Source organism: Pleomorphomonas sp. NRK KF1, assembly GCF_023721755.1.
Taxonomy (GTDB): domain Bacteria; phylum Pseudomonadota; class Alphaproteobacteria; order Rhizobiales; family Pleomorphomonadaceae; genus Pleomorphomonas.
In genome coordinates this window covers 138,403-156,481 of the sequence record NZ_JAMDLH010000009.1, presented here as the reverse complement: position 1 = coordinate 156,481, position 18,079 = coordinate 138,403, and the positions used below count along the sequence as shown (strand labels likewise).

The 18,079-nt window shown below is 63.0% G+C and carries 15 protein-coding genes and 2 tRNA genes; 5 read left to right on the top strand and 12 right to left on the bottom strand.

The window, feature by feature from the left end; translation table 11 throughout:
- Positions 1-107: 107 nt before the first annotated feature.
- The 3 genes from M4J39_RS20245 to M4J39_RS20235 form a co-directional block, all read right to left on the bottom strand.
- A complete protein-coding gene (locus tag M4J39_RS20245) occupies positions 108-638 on the bottom strand; it encodes a DUF488 family protein (RefSeq protein ID WP_251730298.1) in 531 nt (176 codons plus the stop codon).
- Between the two features lie 191 nt (positions 639-829).
- Positions 830-2,155, bottom strand: coding sequence for a DUF6538 domain-containing protein (locus tag M4J39_RS20240; protein WP_251730297.1), 1,326 nt, complete (start codon positions 2,153-2,155; stop codon positions 830-832).
- Positions 2,156-2,290: 135 nt separating this feature from the next.
- Positions 2,291-2,365: transfer RNA gene (locus M4J39_RS20235), tRNA-Gln, on the bottom strand.
- 219 nt (positions 2,366-2,584) lie between these two features.
- Between M4J39_RS20235 and M4J39_RS20230 the strand changes: the two genes are divergently transcribed.
- Positions 2,585-2,661, top strand: a tRNA-Pro gene (locus tag M4J39_RS20230).
- A gap of 140 nt (positions 2,662-2,801) precedes the next feature.
- On the opposite strand, the gene M4J39_RS20225 is transcribed toward M4J39_RS20230, so the two are convergent.
- Positions 2,802-3,593 carry a sugar phosphate isomerase/epimerase gene (locus M4J39_RS20225; protein ID WP_251730296.1) on the bottom strand — a complete coding sequence of 264 codons (792 nt, stop codon included), beginning with the start codon at positions 3,591-3,593 and terminating at the stop codon, positions 2,802-2,804.
- Positions 3,594-3,895: 302 nt separating this feature from the next.
- Positions 3,896-5,236: a guanine deaminase gene (gene guaD, locus M4J39_RS20220; protein WP_251730295.1), complete on the bottom strand. Its 1,341-nt coding sequence runs from the start codon at positions 5,234-5,236 to the stop codon at positions 3,896-3,898.
- A 166-nt stretch (positions 5,237-5,402) separates the two neighbouring features.
- Between guaD and M4J39_RS20215 the strand changes: the two genes are divergently transcribed.
- Together M4J39_RS20215 and M4J39_RS20210 are read left to right on the top strand one after the other, a co-directional pair.
- Positions 5,403-7,076, top strand: coding sequence for a formate--tetrahydrofolate ligase (locus tag M4J39_RS20215; RefSeq protein WP_251730294.1), 1,674 nt, complete (start codon positions 5,403-5,405; stop codon positions 7,074-7,076).
- 115 nt (positions 7,077-7,191) lie between these two features.
- On the top strand, positions 7,192-7,578 hold the full coding sequence (locus M4J39_RS20210) for a helix-turn-helix domain-containing protein (protein WP_251730293.1): 387 nt from the start codon (positions 7,192-7,194) through the stop codon (positions 7,576-7,578).
- A gap of 15 nt (positions 7,579-7,593) precedes the next feature.
- Here M4J39_RS20210 and M4J39_RS20205 read toward each other — a convergent pair whose 3' ends face one another.
- From M4J39_RS20205 to M4J39_RS20195, 3 genes are all read right to left on the bottom strand, one after another.
- Entirely contained in the window at positions 7,594-7,902 is a 309-nt protein-coding gene (locus M4J39_RS20205) for a PilZ domain-containing protein (RefSeq protein WP_251730292.1), read from the bottom strand.
- Positions 7,903-8,000: 98 nt separating this feature from the next.
- Positions 8,001-8,930 carry a carbohydrate kinase gene (locus M4J39_RS20200; protein ID WP_251730291.1) on the bottom strand — a complete coding sequence of 310 codons (930 nt, stop codon included), beginning with the start codon at positions 8,928-8,930 and terminating at the stop codon, positions 8,001-8,003.
- 119 nt (positions 8,931-9,049) lie between these two features.
- Positions 9,050-10,297, bottom strand: a complete 1,248-nt coding sequence (locus tag M4J39_RS20195) for a D-amino acid dehydrogenase (protein ID WP_251730290.1) — start codon at positions 10,295-10,297, stop codon at positions 9,050-9,052.
- A 252-nt stretch (positions 10,298-10,549) separates the two neighbouring features.
- Between M4J39_RS20195 and M4J39_RS20190 the strand changes: the two genes are divergently transcribed.
- On the top strand, positions 10,550-11,140 hold the full coding sequence (locus tag M4J39_RS20190) for a DUF1131 family protein (protein ID WP_251730289.1): 591 nt from the start codon (positions 10,550-10,552) through the stop codon (positions 11,138-11,140).
- A 77-nt stretch (positions 11,141-11,217) separates the two neighbouring features.
- Here the strand turns inward: M4J39_RS20190 and xylA are convergent, their stop codons facing one another.
- The 4 genes from xylA to M4J39_RS20170 form a co-directional block, all read right to left on the bottom strand.
- The gene (xylA, locus tag M4J39_RS20185) at positions 11,218-12,534 is read right to left on the bottom strand and encodes a xylose isomerase (RefSeq protein WP_251730288.1); all 1,317 of its coding nucleotides are present in this window, start codon (positions 12,532-12,534) and stop codon (positions 11,218-11,220) included.
- Between the two features lie 36 nt (positions 12,535-12,570).
- Entirely contained in the window at positions 12,571-14,034 is a 1,464-nt protein-coding gene (gene xylB, locus M4J39_RS20180; protein WP_251730287.1) for a xylulokinase, read from the bottom strand.
- A 32-nt stretch (positions 14,035-14,066) separates the two neighbouring features.
- Positions 14,067-15,089, bottom strand: coding sequence for a LacI family DNA-binding transcriptional regulator (locus M4J39_RS20175; protein WP_251730286.1), 1,023 nt, complete (start codon positions 15,087-15,089; stop codon positions 14,067-14,069).
- A 178-nt stretch (positions 15,090-15,267) separates the two neighbouring features.
- Positions 15,268-16,656: a M20/M25/M40 family metallo-hydrolase gene (locus M4J39_RS20170; RefSeq protein WP_371875487.1), complete on the bottom strand. Its 1,389-nt coding sequence runs from the start codon at positions 16,654-16,656 to the stop codon at positions 15,268-15,270.
- A gap of 710 nt (positions 16,657-17,366) precedes the next feature.
- Here M4J39_RS20170 and M4J39_RS20165 point away from each other — a divergent pair.
- A complete protein-coding gene (locus tag M4J39_RS20165; protein WP_251730284.1) occupies positions 17,367-18,077 on the top strand; it encodes a helix-turn-helix transcriptional regulator in 711 nt (236 codons plus the stop codon).
- The last annotated feature ends 2 nt before the right edge of the window (positions 18,078-18,079 follow it).

Sequence of the window (18,079 nt, the reverse complement as noted above, 5' to 3'; positions counted from 1 at the left end):
CTAGATGTCGGAACGATACTGGGTAAAGACGCAGCCAATTTCCATGCATGTCCACGCCAGCACAACATACGGTCTCACCGTGGCGTTCACCTGCGTGGGGCGACGCTTTAACCAATATCATTGCCCGCGTACTGCCAGAGGTCTCCGGTTGATCCGCCATCGCAAACGTAACTCCGTGTGCGGTCGAAACTGGCTTGTCTTACTCCGGCGTGAACAATACGGAAATCGCCACGTGCGCCCATTTCATCCGCTACCAAACACCGATGACAGTGGTGATGATCCCGTTCAAAGCAAAGCAGGCAGCTAACCTTTGTCTCGGCAAGTGCAATCGCGACGGACAGATCCGTTTCGGCTGTCGGCGTCTTCATGTGTTCCGAGAAGATCTGACGAAATCGGTCATACTCACCGCTTCGCGCTGCCATTCTCCCCTCTTTGGGGTCTCCCAAGCCTCTAAGGTGTATATATTCAATATTGCAGGCTTCTAGTTGAGTCGCCAGAGCCCGTTTTGAGAAGCCTTTTTTCCTTGAAATAGGGACTTCCCGGATATCGATGAGGAGTTCGATACCTAGCTCGCGAATGGTCTCCAAAAAAGAGGCGATATCGCTACCCTCGTAGCCGATCGTGTGGAGTATTGGCATCACTGTTGCCTCTTTTGTGTTGCGTATATTTCCTGAAATTCAAACACAGCAATGTGGCGCTTGTTGGTTAACTTGGCGTAAAGATGCAACCAAGAGTAGATGAGAACCAGTTATCTATAGGGTGTGCCCTGCGGATGAAGTTTGCTCACCGTCTGACATCGTGTCACTAGGCGGCCAAGCCACAATAAGGTCTAGGGATTATGAGGCAGTACCAGCTCGTCGAAGTGATATGCCATTCTATTGAGGACCTTATGCGTTGCGGCCAACGTGTGGCCTCGGCCGTATTTTTCTCGATCAAACTTATGACCCATTAGGTCGGCCTGCATTCTCTCTGGAGCCTGAGCGTCGTTGAGACGATCCTGGAAGCTATGCCGAAGCGAATAGAGGCTGTGCCCTGTGCTTGGCAGCAGGTTGTTTTCCCGCAGGAACTTGTTAATGGCCGTGGACAGGGAGGCGTTCTTCTCAAAGTAGCGCTCAATCCCATTCGGGGCGAACCGTGCTGCCATTAACGACACGCCAACCAGCGGGATCACCCGGTCGCGATACTCGGTTTTCTGTGTGGCGCCCATTCGGCTTGCCACGTGAACATAGGGCACATCGTCGAAAGCGTGGATATCCTCCGGCCGGAGCGAGCAGATCTCTTCCGGCCCCATTCCTGTTTCCACGGCAAGGTAGAATGCGAGCCGGGCATCCCTGTTAAGCCCAGCGAGGGCGCCGGGTGCAAGCAGCCGACCTTCGACCCATTCTCGCGTGAAGCTCTTTCGTCTCGATTTGATCTGAAGGATGGTGAGGCCGGCGAAGGGAGCTCCGATGTTGACGCGAAGTTCGTCGGCGACACGGGCCACCATTGCCGCCACTTGCCCGATTTGTTGGTTCGCGGCGTTGGCGCCGGCTCCATTGGCGGCCTTCACGCGGTCGGCCCACCAGCCTTGGAACAACCTGGCGTCATCACGCGTCACTTCCGTGATCGGTTTATCACCTACCATGGCAATGAAGTTCTTGATGGAGAGGCGCCGCGCATTCGTCCAGCGCCGGATTTGTTCCGGGCGCTTGCCGATATGCTCGGCAGCCATCAGCCGGGCGTATTCGTCGACCACGTCGGACAGCATGACTTGTGGTCGATCCGCTCCGCCCAACAATGCTTTCCGTGCTGATTTGTCGGCCGGTCGATCAATCAGCGATTGCACCCGCCGAACGATCTCTTCGGATGCGCCTACCGCCAGATCTGACGAGGGGCGATATGAGAACCCCTCAAGCCGTGCTCGCTCCACGGCGGCGTTGTAGTGCGCCCAGGCGTCTTCGCCTTCACCCGCGAGTAATGCCGCCCAGAGCTGTTCAAGGCGGTCCTCGAACTCCACCGCCTTCCGAGCTGCTTCGACTCTATCGCCCGTTCCAAGTGAAGCCCTGACGATTCTGCGTGTATCGAGGTGGGCGACAGCTTTTGGTGTCCAACGGCGATAGAAAAATATTCCATCACGAAGCCACAATCTCTCAAAAGGGGCTTTCCCGATGGTCATTTCCCAAAACGCCTATCCCAGAAACTATCCCAATTTCTATCTCACAAAATTGAAAACCATCCAAGATGCGTAAGCGGTAAGTCAATTAGTGTGTTGTTTTTATTGGATAAATTCTGGTTTCGATGGGGGAGATTTTGGCTGGGGTGGCAGGATTCGAACCTACGAATGGCGGAATCAAAATCCGCTGCCTTACCACTTGGCGACACCCCATCCGGCGGCCTCGGCCGCAGTCCGCTCGATATAGCCGCAACGTCGGCGGACTGCAACAACGCCGGCATCACTGAATGAGGAGCTCTTGAGCTTTGATGCCCAGCTTTCCGGGCGTTTCGCTGTGTGTGTCAGCGGGAGCAGAATCCCCGATCCACAAGTGTGATTTTGGGGCTTGCGGAGGCGGGGAGGGGACGCTATACACCGCCCCACCGACGGTTACGGAGTGTAGCGCAGCCTGGTAGCGCACCTGCTTCGGGAGCAGGGGGTCGCGTGTTCAAATCACGCCACTCCGACCATTCTTCCCGCAAATTCAGCTCGTTGACGATAGCGCCTATCGGATGCTCGTGCGACTCCGGTTCGCCGGCAACATGCTTTGCCGTGTATGCAAGTCGCTACGCCGGGCGTGCGAGGGCAAACCGTTCACTGCGATCACCCGCTACCTTGCCGCAAGCGACGATTCGGGCTTGGTCATCTCGGCGAAGGCGCGCATGGCCTCGATGCTGCGGCGGGCGAAGCGGTCGAAGTCGCTGGGGTTGTCATGTTCTGCAACCAGTAGCGAGGCGCCGGCGGCGACGGCGGCTTTCCAAAGCTTGGGCCAGGGCATGATGCCGGAGCCGACGTCCGCCCAACCATCCTCTTCGACGCGGCTTCCGCGGGGTGCGATATCCTTGACATGAACGGCGGCGATGCGGCCGGCGTAGCCCTCCAGCCATGGCTGGGGATCTATGCCGGCGAGCGCCACCCAGGCGACGTCGACCTGAAGGTGCACGGCCGGATCGGCGGCGATGTGCTGGATCGGCATGGATCCATCTCTGAGTGGCCGGAACTCGTAGTCGTGATTGTGCCAGGCAAAGTCGAAGCCGCGCGAACGCAGCAGGCGGGCGATCGTCGCCAGACGGTCGCCAAAGCGTCGCCAGTCATCGGTGACGGCTGGTCGCGACTCGACCGGCAGGAAGGGGCAGACGATAAGGCGCATGCCCAGGATATCCGCGATGCGGCAGGCCGCATCCGGGGCGCCCTCGAGCAGATGCAGCGGGAAGTGACCGCTCAATGCGGTGAGGTCGCTTTCGTCCAGCGTTTCGCGCAATGCCGAGGGGTCGTCATAGAAGGCGTCCGTTGGCTCGACGTTGGTGTAGCCGAGTGCGGCAAGGTGCGGAAAGTGATCCGTCGCGGGCGGAAATAGCCGCGCGGAATGCAGCTGAATCGAATACGGCAGATCACACGCCAAGTTGCCCTCCCATGCCCGACCTTATGTTTGTCTGGCCGGTGATCTTGTTCGTTGCCGTCACAGCTTCCCACTTCGGTGTGGGAAAATCGAAACGTTGCTATACGCTGAGTCCTGACCGGAAAAAGCCACACACCCGCACCTCCCTGCGGATTGCGCGGCTTCCGACACCCGGGCGAACTCCATCCTCAGCAATCGATTTCATCGATGCTAGCTTGTGCCGTCATCCCGTGGCAAGATATTCTTTATAGGGGTCGAAAAAACAACCAAGGGTTTGACGCCACCTGACACTCTGCGGGCGAGGGTCAGGCGACGGGCTTTTGCAAGCCTTGCGGTCGGCCACCGACGAACACTTCGCACACATTCCGCTCGCCACCGAGCGTCATGAGCACGAACAGCTCTTCCTCGAGATTGCAGTCGCCGGCGGCAAGACGATGCGCCATCGCCGGCGTCGCGGCGGTGTCGAGTACCACCAGATCGGCGTGGGCGCCGGCGGCGATACGGCCAAGTTCGGGCTCGCCGATCGCCTCGGCATTGCCACGGGTCATCAGGTGGAAGGCTTCGATGGCCGACAGCTTCTGCCCCTTGAGTTGCATTACCTTGTAAGCCTCGGCCGCCGTCGCCAGCATCGAGTAGCTGGTGCCGCCGCCGACGTCGGTGGCGAGCGCTATGCGAACGGGATGCTCGCCGCCTTCGAGGCCCTTGTAGTCGAACAATCCGGAGCCGATGAACAGGTTCGAGGTCGGGCAGAACACCGCGACGGCGCCACTGTCCGACATGCGCCGGATCTCCCGTGGTGTGAGGTGAATCGCGTGGCCCATCAGGCTCTTGGGGGCAACGAGTCCGTAGTGGTCGTAGACGTCGAGATAGTCGGCACGGTCGGGAAAGAGGCGCCTGACCGTATCGATTTCCTCCGCGTTTTCCGACAGGTGGGTCTGGACGAGGCAGTCCGGGTGGGCTTGGGCGAGGCTGCCCAGAGCTTCCAGCTGCTCGGGGGTCGAGGTGATGGCGAATCGCGGCGTGATCACCACTTTCTGCCGGCCGCGACCGTGCCAGGCGGCAATCAGGGCCGCGGTGTCGTCATAGGCCGATTGGGCGCTGTCGAGCACGTCCGGCGGCGCATTGCGGTCCATCGCCGTTTTGCCGACGAACATGGCCGTGCCTCGCCGTTCACTTTCGGCCAGAAGGGCTTCGGCAGACCCCTTGTGGACCGAGCCGTAGCAAACCGCCGTCGTGGTGCCGTTCCGGAGTAACTCGTCGATGAAGAAGCGCGCCTGTGCCGCTGCGAACACCGGATCGCCATAGCGCGACTCGGCCGGGAAGGTGTACTTCGTCAGCCATTCGAGCAGTCGCTCGCCATAGGATGCGATCACCTGCGTTTGCGGGAAATGGATATGGGTGTCGATGAAGCCCGGCAGGATCAGCTTGCCGGAGAAATCGTGCAGGACGGCGCCCTCGCCATCGCTTGGCCCAATCTGTCCGGCGTCGGCCACCTCCGTTATTCTGCCGTCCTTGATGACGACGATGCCGTCTTCGAAATAGGTGTAGGCGTCGGTATCTCCGGCCCCCTGCGGGCGCCGCTTGAAGCTCAGCACGCGACCACGTACGAGGGTGCGGTCGGAATGAAGTCGATCGGAAGAAGTCAACGAGGGCTCCGTCAGGGAGTGCGAGGGGCAATGGCCATCTCGCGGCCCAGAAAAGACGAGATGTCCGGCGGAGACAACAGAAAAGTCGGATCCGGCTACATCTTTTCACTTACTGGCGGCTGGGCGGAGGAGCGACCGTCTCTCGCCGAAAACCACGAGTGCGCCTATGTTTGACGATATCGAGATTGCTCGCGCCGCCCGCCTCAAGCCGATCGGGGAGGTGGCGGATCGTCTTGATATCCCCGGCGATGCGCTCATTCCCTACGGCCGACACATTGCCAAGATCGAGCACGGCTTCGTCTCCGAGGCGCGCCGACGTCCGCGCGGCAAGCTGGTTCTGGTGACTGCCATCACCCCGACGGCGGCTGGCGAGGGCAAGACGACCACCACGGTCGGATTGGGCGATGCACTTTCCCGACTCGGGCGCAAGACGAGCATCTGCCTTCGCGAGCCCTCTCTCGGTCCGTGTTTCGGCGTGAAGGGCGGGGCGGCCGGTGGTGGTTACGCCCAGGTGGTGCCGATGGAGGCGATCAACCTTCATTTCACGGGTGACTTCCATGCCATCACGTCGGCCCACAATCTCCTGTCGGCGATGATCGACAATCACATCTACTGGGGCAGCGAACCGCGCCTCGACGGGCGGCGCATGACCTGGCGGCGTGTCCTCGACATGAACGACCGCATGCTGCGCCACCAGATCAACGGCCTCGGCGGCAGTGCCAACGGCTTCCCCCGCGAGGACGGCTTCGACATCACCGTCGCCTCGGAGGTGATGGCGATCTTCTGTCTGGCGACGGATCTCGCCGATCTCGAGCGTCGCCTGAAACGCATCGTCGTCGGCGAGCTCGATGCTCGTTCCTACGCGACGGCCGACCTCGTCAGCGCCGGCGGCGCGATGGCCGTGTTGCTGAAGGATGCCTTGCAGCCCAACCTCGTGCAGACGCTGGAGGGAACGCCGGCCTTCGTCCATGGCGGCCCCTTCGCCAATATCGCTCACGGTTGCAACTCGGTGATCGCGACCGAAACGGCGCTTGGTCTGTCCGATATCGTGGTCACCGAAGCCGGCTTCGGCGCCGATCTCGGCGCGGAGAAGTTTCTGGACATCAAGTGCCGCAAGACCGGCCTTCAGCCGGACGCGGCGGTGCTCGTTGCGACCATCCGCGCGTTGAAGATGCACGGCGGCGTCGCCAGGGAAGATCTGGGCGTCGAGAACGTCGCTGCCATGGAAGCGGGCTTTGCCAACCTGTTGCGCCATCTCGACAACCTGCGCAAGTTCGGCCTCGACGTTGTCGTCGCCATCAACCGCTTCGGTAGCGATACCGACGCCGAAGTCGCCCGTCTCAGCGCGCTGTGCGCCGAAGCCGGGGCGCCGGTGGCCCTCGCCACCCATTTCGCCGACGGTGGCCGGGGCGCGGAGGATCTGGCGCGGGCGGTCCTGGAGGTGCTCGATGCGCCGCGCCGCCAGCCGTTCGGTCTGCTCTATCCCGACGAGTTGCCGCTCCCTGCCAAGATCGAGACGGTGGCGCGCGAGATCTATGGCGCCGCTGCGGTGGAGTACGATGCCCGGGCGGCGCGCAAGCTGGCCGAGTACGGCGAGCGCGGGTTCGGAAACCTGCCCGTCTGCATCGCCAAGACGCAGTCGTCCTTCAGTGCCGATCCGCAACGCAAGGGAGCCCCGACCGGCCATATCCTGCCGGTGCGTGACGTGCGGCTCGCAGCCGGAGCCGAGTTCGTCGTTGCGATATGCGGAGCGATCATGACCATGCCTGGCCTGCCGCGCGTGCCGGCCGCCCATCGCATCGGCCTCGATGCCGAGGGACGGGTGGTTGGTCTGAGCTGAGCTCCAAGCACGGTGTTGTGATGGGACCGCAAGCGGTTTGCGCTTTCGCGGCGGGGGCGATGATCCTATCTCAGGGAACAACGGTATACTTTTTGGACGTCATTTGGAGAGTGCGATGTCTTTCGACCTCGGGACCGGGCCGACGGAGTCCGGCCGGCTCAACTGCTCGGTCGAGCTGCAGGAGTACCTCGCGGTTGTCCAGCGCGGTCTCAAGGCCATTACCGGCAAGTGGAAGGGCGAGATCATGTGCCTCCTTGCCGAGGGGCCGAAGCGCTTCAACGAGCTGAGGAGGGGCATTCCCGGTGTGACCCAGCACATGCTGGCGGCGCAACTGCGCGATCTTGAGAAGTCCGGTCTTGTCGTTCGTCACGATTACGAGCAAGCGCCGCCGCGCGTCGAGTACGAGCTGTCGGAAGCCGGCAAGGCGCTGCGCACCGTTGGCGATGCGCTGCACGACTGGGCGAAGGTCTATACTTCGGACTCGTCAGCCAACACGCACTGACCCTGGGCTGCGCCCTCACATGAAGCGGAAGCGCGCATGTCGGGGATCGTGGCTTTCGTGGATGTAGACCGGCTCGCCGGTGAACTGCAGCCCGAGCTCGTTTTCGCGCCGCCACATCACTTCGGCACGGCGCAGGGATTGTTCCGTCGGGTCGAAAATGAAGAAGTCCTGCGGAATCTCGCGGGCATGGTCGCAACGGATGCGCATGCCGCCCGAGCTGGTGTCTCGCACGACGCAATCGACGATATAGCGATAGTCGCCATAGACGACCTTCGCCGCTCTGAGCGTCCTCCGTCTGACCCCGTTTCTCTGTTCAACCGACATCGCACATGTCCCACCTATCGTGGGAATGTTCGCAGTCACAGGTTAAGATTTGCCGAAGTTCGCAAGCTCGCGGTGCGTAGGGCCCTCGTTCCAAACGACTATCCTTGCAGTTCGGCCCGCCAAGGCGGATTGGCACCGGCGCGCGAACAGGTGATGGCCGCGCAGCGGGTGCCGAAGGCGAGGGCGGCGGCGAGTTCGTCGCGGGTGATCGCCTCCAGCGACGGCCGTGCGATCCGGTTCGCCTCCTTCAGCGCCACAAGGAACGAACCCTGGAACGTGTCACCGGCGCCGATGGTGTCGATCACCTTGGTCGCGGGCGCTGGAACCTCAACCCGACCTGCGGTCTTGTGCCAGGCAATGACGCCATCACCGCCACGCGTGACGATGAATAGAGCCGCCCCGCCGGCCAGGATGTCCTTGGCCTTGCCGTCGAAGTCGTTGCCGCCGAACAAGAAGTCGAAGTCCATGTCGGACATGCGGACGATGTCGGCCGTCCGGGCGAACTCGGCCATGCGCGCGGTGTAGGCCGCCTTGTCGTGCGTCAGCGTCGGCCGGCAGTTGGGATCGAAGGACAGCGTCGTCTTGCCCTTCGCCGCCTTGAACAGCGCAAGATACTCTGACGCCACCGGTTCGTTGATCAGCGTGGTCGAGCCGACGTGCAGCGCCTCGATGGCTGGGAAGGGGATGCTGCCCGGTTGGTAAGTCCAAAGGCGGGCGGCGGTCGTCTCGTCGTAGAAGGCGTAGTGCGGCTCGTTGTTGACGAAGCGGACGAAGGCCAGCGTGGTTTCGTCGTCCGAGCGCCGAACGTAGCGAAGCGACGCGCCGGAGGCAGCCAGATGGTCGGCGATCATCGTCCCGAACAGGTCGTTGGAGATGCCGCCGACGAAGCCCGTGAGTGCACCGAGGCGCGACATGGCAACCGCGATGTTGAGACAGGAACCTCCGACGGCTGGTACATAGGCGTCCCTGCCGTCTGCAGACTTCACAGGCACGAAATCGATCAGCGCGTCGCCGCAGGCCAGTAACATGTGATTCCCCCCGAGTGCTGCTGGGCATTCCACACGCAGTGCTAGCCAATCGGCGAGGCGGCTTCAATCTCTCCGATGGGCATGGGGAGAACTTCTGATCACGTTGACGGTGGCAGCGCTCAATATCGGTCGATGGACAGGTCGTTCGTTTCGATCTCCGGCTTGCGGCCCGAGATCAGGTCCGAAAGCGCACGGGCCGAACCGCAGGCCATCGTCCAGCCGAGCGTGCCGTGGCCCGTATTGAGCGAGAGATTGGCGTATCGCGTGGCGCCGATGATCGGCGTCCCGTCCGGCGTCATCGGCCTGAGGCCCGACCAGTAAGTGGCTGCCTTGAGGTCGCCGCAGGGGAACAGGCCGCCGGCGACATGTTCGAGCGTATCGCGCCGGGTGGGCGGCAGGTCGGTGCTGTAACCGCCGATCTCCGCCATGCCGCCGACGCGCAGTCTGTTTCCGAGACGGGTCAGGGCGACCTTGTAGGTCTCGTCGAGTACGGTGGAGATGGGCGCACGCGTCTCGTCGGTGATCGCAGCAGTCAACGAATAACCCTTCACCGGATAGACCGGCAACCTGAGACCGATATCCCGACCGAGCGGCGCCGACCAGGAGCCGAGCGCCAGCACGTAGTGATCGGCCTCTATGCGTCCGCTGGAGGCGATCACCCCGCGCACCGCGCCGGCTTCCGCGTCGATGCACGAGATCGAGGTGCCATAGCGGAAGCGGACGCCCAGTCCCTCGGCGATCTTGGCCAGCGCATTGGTGAACAGGAAACAATCGCCCGTCTCGTCGAGCGGCAGGCGCAGGCCGCCGACGAAGGCGTCTTTCACGGCCGCCAGCGCCGGCTCGGCCCGGGCGACGCCTTCACGATCGAGCAGTTCGAACGGCACGCCGTCGGCCGCGAGCACTTCGGTGTCGCGGCCGGCATGATCGAGCTGCTTCTGCTGGCGGAAGAGCTGCACCGTGCCCTGCGAGCGGTGGTCGTAGGCGATGCCCGTCTCCTCGCGGAGCGCGATCAGGCATTCGCGAGAGTAGCCGGCGACCCGCAGCATCCGGCTCTTGTTGCGGGCATAGGCGGCCGACGTGCAGTTGCCGAGCAGCGACAGCATCCAGGGTAAGAGGTGCGGGTCGAGCGTCGGCCGGAGGATGAGCGGCGCGTGGCGCATAAGCAGCCATTTCACGGCTTTGAGCGGAATGCCCGGCGCGGCCCAGGGCGTCGAGTAGCCGGGCGAAATCTCTCCGGCGTTGGCAAAGCTGGTTTCCAGAGCCGGACCGGGCTGGCGGTCATAGACGGTGACGTCGTGGCCGGCCTTGGCAAGATAGTAGGCAGTGGTGGTGCCGATAACGCCGGCGCCGAGCACGGCAATTCTCATGTGAACATCCCTGCTTCACAAGTTCCGGTGCTGCGGGGCGGGTGGCGAAATCACCGTCTTCTGCGGCGTCTCTGGCATCGCCTGGCTCGACCTCGGCACGTGCCTGAAGTCTAGGTAGGCGGCCCGGATGGGTCCACATGAAATAGACCGCGGCTGGCGCTTGGGAGGGTTGCAGGATTTCACGGTCGGGACGGTTGCGCTCGGCGGCGCCCCCTCGCTTCAATCGGTGAGATAGCTATGCTATCGAAAGGTATGACTCATGTTCGTGACCTTCTGCGCCTGTCCGGCGTTCTGATGTCGGCGGCCCTTGCGGGCTGTTCCATCCTCGGCTCCGACTCGGACTTCGCCCCGCCGCCGTCGCGTGCCGCCACCTTCCGCATCACGTCCGCCGGCGTGCCGGGGCTGCCCCCGGGAACCGCCTTCTCAAAGAAGGCGATCGAAGCGCTGGAGCCAGGCTATACGGTGTCGTCGGTGACCATGGCGACCGAACAGAGCGAGAGCGTCGCGGCCCTTGCCCTGTTCCGCGATGGCTTGCAGGTGTTGCAGGTGTTGCCGGGATCTGGCGGGCGGATCGGCGCCGTTCATGGCGTTTCCGAAAGCCTTGTCGGCCCCAATGGCGAACGCATCGGCATGACGTTCCGCGAGGCACGCGTCGATCGCGCCTCCTGCCGGGAGGGGCGGGGCAACTGGCTGGCGATGCCGATCTGCACGGCACGCGGCGCCCCCAATGTCACCTTCGTTTTCGCCATTCCCGGTTACATCGCGGCGGGCGCGCTGCCGGATGACGAAACGCTCGCCGGCGCCACGTTGCAGCGCATCATCTGGGTGCCGCCGGTGGGGTGAGCGCCGAGGTGAAAGCGCCATAACGAAAGAGGCCGGGTTTCCCCGGCCTCCTCTGTTTTGCGACAGCTCTGCGCCGATCAGCAGAACTGGTTGACGATCGCTTCCAGCTGTTCCTGCTTGCCGCTCTTCGGCTCGGGATTGATGTTGTTCTTGGCAACATAGTCCGCGAGGTCTTCGAGCGAGCGCTTGCCGGCGAGAATGGCCTGGCCCTCGGCGCCCTTCCAGCCCGCGTAGCGAGCTTCGAGGTTCTTGGCGAGACGGCCGTCCTCGATGATGGCGGCGGCGTTGAGCAGCGCCTTGGCGGCGGCGTCCATCGACGCGGCGTGGGCGATCACCAGATCTTCCGGGTCGAGCGACTGGCGACGAACCTTGGCGTCGAAATTGAGGCCGCCGGTGGTGAAGCCGCCCGCCTTGATGATCTCCAGCATGGCCAGCGTCAGCTCGGGCACGTTCATGCCGAACTGGTCGGTGTCCCAGCCGAGACGGTCGTCGCCGCGGTTGAGGTCGACCGAACCGAAGATGCCGAGAGCGCTGGCCAGCGCCAGTTCATGCTCGAAGCTGTGGCCGGCCAGGATGGCGTGGTTCTGCTCGATGTTGACCTTGACTTCCTTCTCGAGGCCATAGGCCTTCAGGAAGGAGTACACCGTGGCGACGTCGAAGTCGTACTGGTGCTTGGTCGGTTCCTTCGGCTTCGGCTCGATCAGGATGGCGCCCTTGAAGCCGATCTTGTGCTTGTAGTCGACGACCATGGTCAGGAAGCGACCGAGCTGGTCCTGCTCCTGCTTGAGGTCGGTGTTGAGCAGCGTCTCGTAGCCCTCGCGACCGCCCCACAGCACGTAGTTTTGGCCTCCGAGCTCCTTGGTGATGTCGAAGACGTTCTTCACCTGCGCCGCCGAATAGGCGAACACGTCCGGATCGGGGTTGGAGGCGGCGCCGGCCATGAAGCGGCGGTTGGAGAACAGGTTGGCCGTGCCCCACAACAGGTTGATGCCAGTCTCTTCCTGCTTCTTGGCGAAGATGTCGGCGATGACGCGGACATTCTTGTTGGACTCGGCGAGCGTCTTGCCCTCCGGCGCCACGTCGCGGTCATGGAAGCAGTAGAACGGCACGTCGAGCAACTGGAACAGGTCGAAGGCGACGTCGGCCTTCACCTTGGCCAGCTCCAGTTCGTCGGAGCCGTTGAACCAAGGACGCAGGAAGGTGCCGTTGCCGAACGGATCGCCGCCGCCCCAGGCGAACGAGTGCCAGTAGGCGACGGCGAAGCGCAGATGATCCTCCATGCGCTTGCCGAGAACGACCTGATCCTTGTTGTAGTAACGGAAGGCGAGCAGATTGCGGCTTTCGGGGCCTTCGTACTTGACGGGCTTGATGTTGCCCCAGAACGGATGGGTCATGTCTTTCCTCTCTTTTGAACTCTCTTGCGATAAAGGTCAGGCCAGCGCGTCGCGGACGGCCGGGTAGAGCGCGCGATACTTGGCGTAGCGATCGGCATAGGCGGCGACGAGCGCCTTGTCCGGTTCGACGGTGCGGGCAACCGGCGGCGGGGTCAGCGTCTCGAAGGGATCGTCGCCGGTGGCGGCAATGCGGCCCATGCGGGCGGCGCCGAAGCCGCCGCCGTAGTCGCCTTCGGCGGTGATGTCGAGCGGGCGGTCGAGCACCGCCGCCATGATCTGCAGCCAGGCTTCCGAGCGCGAGCCGCCGCCGACCGCGAAGGCGCGATCGATGTCGGTACCGGCGTCGTTGAGGACGCGCAGGCAGTCGCGGAAGGCGAAGGCGACGCCTTCCAGCACCGCCTGTGTCAGCTCGGCGCGGCCGGAGGTGTGGCTCAACCCGACGAACACGCCACGGGCGGCAGCGTCATTGTGCGGCGTGCGCTCACCGGAGAGATAGGGCAGGAAGGTGACAGGCGACGGCTTGGCCGGCTTCGGATCGAGGCCCTTGGTCAGCTCAGGCGCCGGCGTTTCCAGGAGATGCGACAGCCACTGCAGGCTGTCGGTCGCGGACAGGATCACGCCCATCTGGTGCCAGGTGCCGGGAACGGCATGGCAGAAAGCATGAACGGCGCCCTCGGTGTTGGGCGAGAAGGAGGCATTGGAAACGAACAGCACGCCCGAGGTGCCGAGCGAGGCGAAGGCGGCCCCGGGCTTGACGGCGCCCATGCCGATGGCGCTCGCCGCATTGTCGCCACCGCCGCCGGCCACCACCGGCGCCTTGGCGATGCCCCAGCGCGACACCAGCTCGGCGCGCAGCGCGCCCGAGGACTCGGTGCCCTCGACGAGGCGGGGCATGTGGTCGAGCGAGAGGTCGGTGGCAGCCAGCAACTCCTTCGACCAGGCGCGCTTGCCGACATCGAGCCAGAGCGTGCCGGCGGCATCCGACATGTCGGACACATAGTCGCCGGTCAGCCAGAGCCGAACGTAATCCTTCGGCAGCAACACCTTGGCGGTTTTGGCGAAGATCTCGGGCTCGTTCTTCTTTACCCAGGCAAGCTTGGGGGCGGTGAAGCCGGGCATGGCGATGTTGCCGGCGATAGCGCGCAGGTCCGGGCAACGGGCCTCGAGCTCGCCGCATTCGACGGCCGAGCGAACGTCGTTCCAGAGGATGGCGGGACGAAGCGGCTTGTCGGCCGCATCGAGCAGCGTCGCGCCGTGCATCTGACCGGAGAGGCCGATGCCGGCCACGGCGGCGAGCTCCTTCGGATGGCTTGCCTTCAACTGGTCGATGGCGCTCTGCGTCGCCGCGATCCAGCTGTCGCCGTCCTGCTCGGACCAGCCGGCGTGCGGGCGCGACACTTCGAGCGAGGCCGAGGCGGTGGCGATGATCTTCTCGCCGTCGCCGACAAGAACGGCTTTCACCGACGACGTGCCGATGTCGAGGCCGAGATAGGTGGTCATGGGCTCCTCCCAGTGTTGTTTCGGGTCCGGCGCTACAGGAGATTGTCGCGCAGGAAAATGTCGATGCGGATGCGCTCCTGCTCGTCGATGATCTGCCAGTCCGACGTCAGCGACATGAGCACGCGGGCCGCCGATCGCACCTCATGGCCAGGATCCTGGTTGATCACCGCGTCGATGGTCCCTCTCACCAGCGCTTCGCGGTTCTCCTCGATCAGTTCATGGGCGATGTAGACGATTTCGCGCGCCCGGCCGCTCGCTTCGAGCGCCGAGATGACGCCGGCATTGCCGGCGCCGGCGTTGTAGATGCCGGCAAGATCGGTGTGCTGACGCAGAAGGTCCTCGACCAGCTTGTGAACGCGGGTCGGATCGTCCCGCCCTTCGCGCAGGGCGATCACGTGAACCTCGGGAAAGTCCTGGGCGATCACCTGCTCGAAGCCGAACCGGCGTTCGGCATGGTCGCGCAATGCCAGCGAACCGGCCACCAAGGCCACCTTGCCGGCATGGTTGGGCAGGAAGCGACCGATCAGCGAGCCGGCAGTGCGGCCGGCGGCCGTATTGTCGATACCGATGAAGCGGTCGCGCCGAGAACTCGGCACGTCCGACACCAAGGTCACCACCGAGACGCCGTCGGACTTCAATGCGTTGATCGCCTCGCGTACGGCGGGGTGATCGAGCGCGGCGACGGCGATGCCCGCGTAATCGTCTTGCCGAATTTCCCTCAACGCTTCGGCAAGGGCTTCGCCGTCGAAGACGTCGACATGGCGGATATCGAAACTTGCTCCCTTGTAGGGAAGCCAGTCGCCCATGCGTTGAATGGCTGTTTCAAGCGCCTCGAAGAACGGATTGTGGCCGCGTGGCAGAACGAAGGCGAAATGGCTGGTTGCCGGCTGCACGCGACCGGCCAGGCTCGATGGCGCATACCCCAGCTGGCGGATGGCGTTTTCCACCTTCTCGATGGTCACCGAACGCACACCATCGCGTCTGTTCAAGACTCGATCGACCGTCGCCACACTAACGCCAGCCGCCTCGGCGACCGTTCGCAAGGTGATCTTCATTGAGGGGTCCAGCCTTCCAAATGATTTTTTTCACTCAATAAGGCTATGCAATTCCCTCGTCAATGCGCAATGAGCCGGTTCAAACACTCATCCGATGAAAAGAAGGATCGAAGGTGACGGCCTGGGAGCTGTGCTTGGGTGACGCCGGCAGACGCGTTGCCGGCGTCTCTTTCAGGCCTCAGGAGGCGAGGGCGTTGAGGACGCGGACCCACGAGCGGATGCCGCCATGATAGCTCGACACCTCGTATTTCTCGTTGGGCGAGTGAATGCGATCGTCGTCGAGGCCGAAGCCGATCATCAGGCTGTCCATGCCGAGGATCGACTTGAAATGTCCGACCACCGGGATTGAACCGCCGGAGCCGACAAGAGCCGGCGCCAGGCCCCATTCGGCTTCCAGCGCCGCGCGCGCCTTGCGCATGGCGTCGCCGTCGATCGCAACGTGAACGGCGGGGCTGCCACCATGCTCACGGAACTCGACCTTGGCGTCGGGCGGCAGTCGATCCGTCACATACTGACGGAAGGCGGTGCGGATCTTGTCCGGGTCCTGCCCGGCGACGAGGCGGAAGGACACCTTGGCTTCCGCCGACGCCGGCAGCACCGTCTTGAAGCCCGGCCCGGCATAACCGCCGGCGAGACCGTTGATCTCGCAGGTGGGGCGCGACCAGATCTGCTCAAGCACCGACCGGTCTTTCTCCCCGGCGGGCGCCGTCAGGCCGGCGCCGCCCAGAAAGGCGGCGGCATCGAAGCCGAGGTTGTCCCAGTTGGCCCGGAGTTCCGGCGAAATGTCGGCAACGCCATCATAGAACCCGGGCACCGTGACGCGGCCCTTGTCGTCGTGCAGATCGCCGAGAACCTTCGTCAGCACGTGCAGCGGATTGAGCGCCGCTCCGCCAAACGCGCCCGAGTGGAGGTCGTGACTGGCGCACCGGAGCGAGATCTCTTCGCCGACCAGTCCGCGCAGCATGCTGGTGACGGCCGGCGTCTTGCGATTCCACATTTCGGTGTCGCAGACGAGTGCGACGTCGACGGAAAGCTCCTCCTTGTTGGCTTCAAGGAATGGAATCATCGACGGCGACCCCGACTCCTCTTCGCCCTCCGAGAAGAAGGTGACGTTGACCGGCAGCGCCCCCGTTTCCGCGATCAAGGCGCGGCAGGCTTCCAGGAACGTCATCAACTGTCCCTTGTCGTCCTGCGCGCCGCGGGCAAGGATGCGCTCGCTGCCGTCGGGGAGCGTCTTCACCACCGGCTCGAAGGGCGGCGAATCCCACAGCTCCAGCGGATCGACCGGCTGGACGTCGTAGTGGGCGTAGAACAGAACATGGGGCTTGTCCGGTCCGGCCTTGGTGTAGTGACCGACCACCATCGGATGCAGGGGCGTAGGCCTGATGGAGGCGTCAAAACCAAGCGCGGTCAGTTCGTTGACCAGCCACTTCGCGGCGCGGACACAGTCGTCCTTGTAGGATGGGTCGGCGGAAATCGAGGGAATGCGCAGGAAATCGAACAGGCGATCAAGGCTTTGGGGAAAGTCGGCATCGACACGGGATAGAACGGCATGAATGGTCATCACGGCCTCCGATTGGGGTGCTCCGTTATAGGCCATTCTTCGTCGTCGAGACGAGCCCTGAAAGGCAGATGTCGAGCTTGCGGGGCGGATTGTCGGGACGATTGCCGGGCCTTTTCAAACATATGGATGTGGTGCGACCTGCAGACACGCTGGGGCGACTCCCGCTATGTCGAGAGGCGCCGGAGGGCAAGTTTTTCTACGCCGCAGGCTTTACCGGCCCATGACTTTCTAAAATTCTGGGTGGTAAAATGCATGGGCGTAATCGGAAGGCGTGTTTTCGAGGGCGCTGCAATGGAAGGCTGCTAGTCAGGTAATTGAAACTGGAACATGCGGGTTCACGCGGGGTTTGTTTCTCGGATAATACATTTTGTTTTTTTAATGTGACCTATCGATAAATTTCAATTTGAAAGTTGATACTGAGGAAGACTCCGGAAAAACTATCTTAATTCCATTAAAATCTGAGTTATACGAAAGTTTATGTGTCATCGATAGGTAGGATAAATCGATGTATCTGGCATTTCTTGCGGCCGAGGGCATAGCAATTCGTGTGATATTGTCCGCTTTCGCTCGTAAAGCCTTTATCTGGCTGCCAATGTGCTCTAGAAGGAACCTGTTCGGGTGTTTATGCGTTTTCATGCGAAAAGCAGCTAAAGGCTGCGAGCGTATCCCCCGAACTGACGACCTTTTGGGCGGCTAGAGGTAGGGTCGAAACCATGAATACACCAGACGACATCCTCGCTGACGCAGTCGGTCTCCGGACATACTCGAGTGCGAACAAGATATTCGAGGTCATCGAGCGGCGTCTTCTGGGCCATGGAGCCAGTCATGTGCTGATCTCCGGACTGCCGATGCCGGGCCGTCCGGTGGAGCCGCTGGTGCTCCACATCCGCTGGCCGGATATCCGCTCCGAGCGCGGGCAGCTCATCACGATTTCGAAGGGCGATCCGGTTTTGGAGCGTTGCCGTGTCGCCCATCGGCCTTGCCTCATCGACGGCGTCAGCATTTCCGGACACTCCGACCTGGTTGCCGCTGCCGGCCCCGAGGCGTCGGCGCGTATCGTGGCGGTGCCGATCACCTCGATCCCGCCCTATCAGGCGGCGGTCATCGGTCTCGGCGAGGCTCTGTCGCTGACGGAGCTCGACCTCGTCGCCTTCGATTTCCTCTGCAATCAGGCGTTCCGCCGCCTGAGGGCGCTCGGCTATCTCATGGACTCTCGCCCCGGCGACCTATCGGCTCGCGAGCGGCGGGTTCTGGAGCTGACGGCGCTCGGCATGACGGCCCAGGACATCGCAGAGAGTCTCAACATTTCCCAGCGGACAGTGCACGCCCACCTTCAGAATGCTGGCGAGAAGCTCGACGCGACCAACAAGACCCAGGCGGTCGTCGAGGCGTTGCGCTACGGACAGATCTCGCTCGCCGGCTGAAA

Excerpts from the sequence above, each read along its gene's own strand:
- M4J39_RS20245 (WP_251730298.1), bottom strand. The coding sequence starts at position 638 with ATGCCAATACTCCACACGATCGGCTACGAGGGTAGCGATATCGCCTCT.
- M4J39_RS20240 (WP_251730297.1), bottom strand. The coding sequence starts at position 2,155 with ATGACCATCGGGAAAGCCCCTTTTGAGAGATTGTGGCTTCGTGATGGA.
- M4J39_RS20215 (WP_251730294.1), top strand. The coding sequence starts at position 5,403 with ATGTTTGACGATATCGAGATTGCTCGCGCCGCCCGCCTCAAGCCGATC.
- M4J39_RS20210 (WP_251730293.1), top strand. The coding sequence starts at position 7,192 with ATGTCTTTCGACCTCGGGACCGGGCCGACGGAGTCCGGCCGGCTCAAC.
- M4J39_RS20205 (WP_251730292.1), bottom strand. The coding sequence starts at position 7,902 with ATGTCGGTTGAACAGAGAAACGGGGTCAGACGGAGGACGCTCAGAGCG.
- M4J39_RS20200 (WP_251730291.1), bottom strand. The coding sequence starts at position 8,930 with ATGTTACTGGCCTGCGGCGACGCGCTGATCGATTTCGTGCCTGTGAAG.
- M4J39_RS20195 (WP_251730290.1), bottom strand. The coding sequence starts at position 10,297 with ATGAGAATTGCCGTGCTCGGCGCCGGCGTTATCGGCACCACCACTGCC.
- M4J39_RS20190 (WP_251730289.1), top strand. The coding sequence starts at position 10,550 with ATGACTCATGTTCGTGACCTTCTGCGCCTGTCCGGCGTTCTGATGTCG.
- xylA (WP_251730288.1), bottom strand. The coding sequence starts at position 12,534 with ATGACCCATCCGTTCTGGGGCAACATCAAGCCCGTCAAGTACGAAGGC.
- xylB (WP_251730287.1), bottom strand. The coding sequence starts at position 14,034 with ATGACCACCTATCTCGGCCTCGACATCGGCACGTCGTCGGTGAAAGCC.
- M4J39_RS20175 (WP_251730286.1), bottom strand. The coding sequence starts at position 15,089 with ATGAAGATCACCTTGCGAACGGTCGCCGAGGCGGCTGGCGTTAGTGTG.
- M4J39_RS20165 (WP_251730284.1), top strand. The coding sequence starts at position 17,367 with ATGAATACACCAGACGACATCCTCGCTGACGCAGTCGGTCTCCGGACA.